Origin of the sequence: Nostoc sp., from assembly GCF_035638895.1 — a bacterium.
Lineage (GTDB): Bacteria > Cyanobacteriota > Cyanobacteriia > Cyanobacteriales > Nostocaceae > Nostoc.
In genome coordinates this window covers 1-4,685 of record NZ_DASQZC010000306.1, presented here as the reverse complement: position 1 = coordinate 4,685, position 4,685 = coordinate 1, and the positions used below count along the sequence as shown (strand labels likewise).

The following is a 4,685-nucleotide window of genomic DNA, read 5'->3' as shown; positions in this document are numbered from 1 at the left end:
GGAAAATATTAAAGCTGAGGCAATAAGTAGGGGCATCAGTGCTAGTGAACTAATAGAAGAATGGGGACGGCGATTAAAATCGCCAACGGCTAACCCCCATGAATGAATTTAGGGGCTAGCCCGCCGTTGCTATTCTGGTCTTCTAAAAAAGAATTTCAGCAATCGCCTCAAGCTTAAATTAGTAATACTAATCAATTGTGTAAAGTTGACTAGAAAATTTTATGAGAAAATTAACAAAAGCCTGAAACAATGCATTTCCGTTGATACACAAGATTATTCTTTTGTACAGTGCGTAAGTCCTATGAATAGCAAGAAGCCTGACCTGAGTTGGAAAAACCTGTGGAACCCAAACTTCGGTGCCCCGGCGGCGCTCCTAATTCTTTATGTTGCGAACGCCGTTTTCACTCCGCGTTTCGCTACAGTTAGCAACACGTTAAACATGTTGCTCCAAGTATCCACCACAATGTTTATTGCCGTTGGCATGACATTTGTCATTGCCTCGCGTGGCATCGATCTGACCGTCGGCTCTACTATGGCATTAGTTTCAGTTGTTGTGGCATTACTTATTAAGTATGGAATTACTGTTGCCATTTCGTTCGCCTTGTGCTGTGCCCTGTTGGTTGGTTTAATCAATGGCTTTCTCATCTCACGTCTGAAACTTGACCCCCTGATCACTACGTTGGCGGCTCTGATTTTATGGCGTGGGGTCGCTCAGGTGATCGGAGACGGCCAGCTCGTTCCCTTCACCAATCCCACATTTGAAGCACTTGGAAAGGGCTATCTCGGTTTTATACCAATTCAGGTTGTGATTGCGGCAGTCGTCATTGCAGGAGCCTTCTTCTGTATCCGCTCTACGCTTTTTGGGCGTCAGATTGTTGCAGTCGGAGGCAACGAGAAGGCCGCAAGGCTGGCGGGCATCCGTGCGGAACGGGTGAAATACATTGTCTATATAATTAGCGCCCTACTTGCGGGACTGGCCGGACTCGTCGAGACGGCGAGGCTGGGTTTGGGCGATCCTAGTAAGGTCGGTGTCAACGCGGAATTTGAGGCGATCGCAGCCGTTGTTGTTGGCGGTACGCCCTTCTCCGGTGGTCGCGCGAATATACTTGGCACTGTTGTCGGAGCGCTGATTATGCAGGTAATCTCGACAAGTTTCAACATGCTCCTGATTCCCTTCACCTGGTCATTAGTTTTAAAATCCGTAATCATTCTTTTCGCGATTTTTTTACAGCGTCCTAAGGAGGTTTAACGCATCATGGCTGCTACAAAGTCTCTTGCATTTGCTGGGAAGCGTCTCGCTAGACTCCTCACCTCGCAGGGCGTGCTGCTCATGCTCCTTAGTTTGGCTGTTTTCGCATCGTTTCGTTATGAAACCTTCCTGACACCTCTTAATCTCATGAACATCATGCGACAGAACAGTATGCTTGCGATCGTCGCACTGGGCATGACTGTCGTGATCCTGAGTGGAGGAATCGATCTCTCCGTGGGTTCCCTCGTTGCTCTAGGCGGTGTCATCGCGGCATTGCTTGCTGGACAAGGAAGCTTTGTAGCAATTGTTGGCGGCATTGCCAGCACCACCTTGCTTGGTGTGGTAAACGGTCTTCTCGTGTCTCGCGCAAGGCTCCAGCCGTTCGTTGTTACATTATTCACCGCAAGCGCGGCACGGGGGCTAGCGTTGAGCATCACCGAGGAGAGGTCAATTGCAGTACCATCGGCAGCATCAGGACTTGTTTGGCTGGGTAGAGGGTTTATTGGTTTCGTTCCTGTCCCCGTGATTATAGTTGCGCTCTTATATTTTGCAGCTTGGTTTATGCTGCACAGAAGCCGATTAGGGTTGCATGTGTTCGCTATCGGCGACAACGAGGAAGCCTCTCGGCTGATGGGCGTAAACCCAAACCAAGTGAAACTTGCCGTCTACACTTTTAGCGGTATGCTTTCAGGGCTTGCTGGTGTTGTTCTCGCAGGTCGTCTAGGGGCGGGTCAGCCTGTGGCTGCCTTTGGCTGGGAAACGGATGCGATCGCTGCGACCGTCATGGGAGGAACGTTTCTCGCAGGGGGTCAGGGGAGCGTGTTTCCAACGCTTATAGGTGTCCTTCTCTTAGGAATGATGTACAACCTTCTGAATCTTGAGGGGACTATTACTCCGTGGTGGCAGCTCGTGCTTCGCGGTGGCTTTCTACTTATGGTCGTGATCTTCCAGCAGCGCATCGCCCAGAGGGGGTAATACCAATTCAATTAATGATTTCAAACACATCCTTGGGTAAAGACGCGATGAATCGCCTCTCTACAGATGGTCTATTTGTCGCATTCTTTTTTCAAATTGGTATTACGCTCTACCTGCAAGAGCTTCCGTCTTCCCTGTAAGAGCTTCCATCTTCACGTTTCAGTGTTTCGTGCAGTCTGCAAGAGCTTCCGTCTTCCTTGTAAGAGCTTCCGCCTTCACGTTTCAGTGTTTCGCGCAGCCTGCAAGAGCTTCCGTCTTCACGTTAGCAAAAACATACTTGCGTTACACCTATTTTCACGTATATAAAATATACTTTTGCAGGACAGCAGTACTGTGTGCTGCTAACCGCCGTCGGTACGCCGGAGGTTATAAAAAACGCCTGTGGAGAACTTGTCAGTCCTGGATTTTTTCAGGCAGAGATCGTTGAAGCAGGAATCACGCGGCTTCAAGTCGTGTGAGGTTCAATAGACATAGAAGGGAAAAAGAATGTAAAGACGTAGTAGTGCTACGTCTCTACAAGGGTTCTGGGTAACGCATATTTTATTTCTGGAGATGTCTATTGGCGATCGCTAGAAATATTATTAGTATTTAGCAACACACTAGCTCCTGGGCACTTATGACTACTAGGGCACAATCAGCACTGGGCAAGGGGAAAGATTAATTACGCGAGTGGTAACACTATCATCGGCTCCCTCTTCAGTCAAGCCTAGCCCCCGACAGCCCATAATGATTAAATCGGCTCCGATTTCATCGGCAACATCGCAGATAGTAAAAGCTGGTTTACCCCGCCTTTCTAGGATTTCAGCTTGAATTCCTTGCCCAGAAAATAAAGATTGGGCATTTTCCAGCAGTTTAGCAACTACCTCTGGTGACACCATCGGATCTGCATTAGGCGCATCTGGAGGTGGCGCATCTGGAGGTGGTTCTTCCACCACAGACAGCAGCACCAAGCGACTGCTGTACTTTTTGACTACGTTGGTAACAACATCAGCAGCTTCCCGCGTTTCCCGGCTTTGATCAATAGGAAATAGTACTGTCTTAAATATCTCTGTCACTTGGGTACCCCTGACTCCGGTAAAATCTTGATGGTTCTACTTTCAAAACAATAACAAAAAGGCAATCAGGAGAGTTTGGTGTGTCCAAAAAAAGTTTAGCAAGTTTATCTTCGGCTGATATATCTGGGAAACGTGCCTTAGTGCGGGTTGACTTTAATGTACCTGTCGATGATCAAGGCAATATTACCGACGATACTCGCATTCGCGCAGCTTTACCAACCATCCAAGATTTGACGCAGAAGGGTGCTAAGGTCATTCTCGCAAGCCATTTTGGGCGTCCCAAGGGTGTGGATGATAAATTACGCCTAACTCCCGTTGCCAAGCGTCTCTCTGAGTTACTGGGGCAAGAAGTCGTTAAAACTGATGACTCCATTGGTGATGAAGTTGCAGCTAAAATTGGCGCATTGCAAAATGGCCAAGTGCTGTTACTGGAAAATGTCCGCTTTTATAAAGAAGAAGAGAAAAACGACCCAGAATTTGCGAAAAAATTGGCAGCTAATGCTGATTTTTATGTAAATGACGCTTTTGGTACTGCACACCGCGCCCATGCTTCTACTGAAGGTGTGACTAAATTCCTCAGCCCTTCTGTGGCTGGATATTTGGTTGAGAAGGAATTGCAATATCTGCAAAATGCTATTGAAAATCCCCAACGTCCTTTGGCAGCAATTATTGGTGGTTCCAAAGTTTCCAGCAAAATTGGCGTGATTGAAACGTTGCTGGAGAAGTGCGACAAGCTGATCATTGGTGGTGGGATGATTTTCACCTTCTACAAAGCCCGTGGTTTGAATGTCGGTAAGTCGTTGGTAGAAGAAGACAAGCTAGAACTAGCGAAGTCTTTGGAAGCTAAGGCTAAAGAACGGGGCGTTGCTTTATTGCTTCCCACAGATGTGGTATTGGCAGATAACTTTGCCCCTGATGCTAATTCTCAAACCGTTAGCATTGAGAATATCCCAGATGGTTGGATGGGTTTAGATATTGGCCCAGACTCAGTAAAAGTTTTCCAAGATGCCCTTGCAGATACCAAAACGGTAATTTGGAACGGGCCAATGGGTGTGTTTGAGTTTGATAAGTTTGCGGTAGGTACGGAAGCGATCGCTCATACCCTCGCCGAAATTGGCAAAACTGGCACAACCACCATCATTGGCGGCGGCGACTCAGTAGCGGCTGTGGAAAAAGTTGGTTTAGCCGACCAAATGAGCCACATCTCCACCGGCGGCGGCGCTAGCTTGGAGTTACTTGAAGGCAAGGTATTGCCTGGAATTGCAGCTTTAGATGATGCTTAATAGCCATCTTTAGAATTATGTAGAGACGTTACATGTAACGTCTCTACAAATAGGGGAAAAACTGTGCAAACTAAATCGCTGGAATGGGCGCAAAAGTTATAAGCGATCGCTCGAAAAAGTATC

The 4,685-nt window shown here is 47.5% G+C and carries 4 protein-coding genes; 3 read left to right on the top strand and 1 reads right to left on the bottom strand.

Going from position 1 to position 4,685, the window contains the following annotated elements:
* Positions 1–205: 205 nt before the first annotated feature.
* Positions 206–1,249: an ABC transporter permease gene (locus tag VE944_RS14800; RefSeq protein WP_324978226.1), complete on the top strand. Its 1,044-nt coding sequence runs from the start codon at positions 206–208 to the stop codon at positions 1,247–1,249.
* A 6-nt stretch (positions 1,250–1,255) separates the two neighbouring features.
* Positions 1,256–2,224, top strand: a complete 969-nt coding sequence (locus VE944_RS14795) for an ABC transporter permease (protein WP_324978224.1) — start codon at positions 1,256–1,258, stop codon at positions 2,222–2,224.
* Between the two features lie 623 nt (positions 2,225–2,847).
* Here the strand turns inward: VE944_RS14795 and VE944_RS14790 are convergent.
* Positions 2,848–3,270, bottom strand: a complete 423-nt coding sequence (locus tag VE944_RS14790) for a universal stress protein (protein ID WP_324978228.1) — start codon at positions 3,268–3,270, stop codon at positions 2,848–2,850.
* Positions 3,271–3,359: 89 nt separating this feature from the next.
* Here VE944_RS14790 and VE944_RS14785 point away from each other — a divergent pair, with 89 nt between their 5' ends.
* Positions 3,360–4,562: a phosphoglycerate kinase gene (locus VE944_RS14785; RefSeq protein WP_324978222.1), complete on the top strand. Its 1,203-nt coding sequence runs from the start codon at positions 3,360–3,362 to the stop codon at positions 4,560–4,562.
* The last annotated feature ends 123 nt before the right edge of the window (positions 4,563–4,685 follow it).

What these genes read in the sequence shown, in the direction of transcription:
- VE944_RS14795 (WP_324978224.1), top strand. Translation starts at nt 1,256, where the DNA reads ATGGCTGCTACAAAGTCTCTTGCATTTGCTGGGAAGCGTCTCGCTAGA.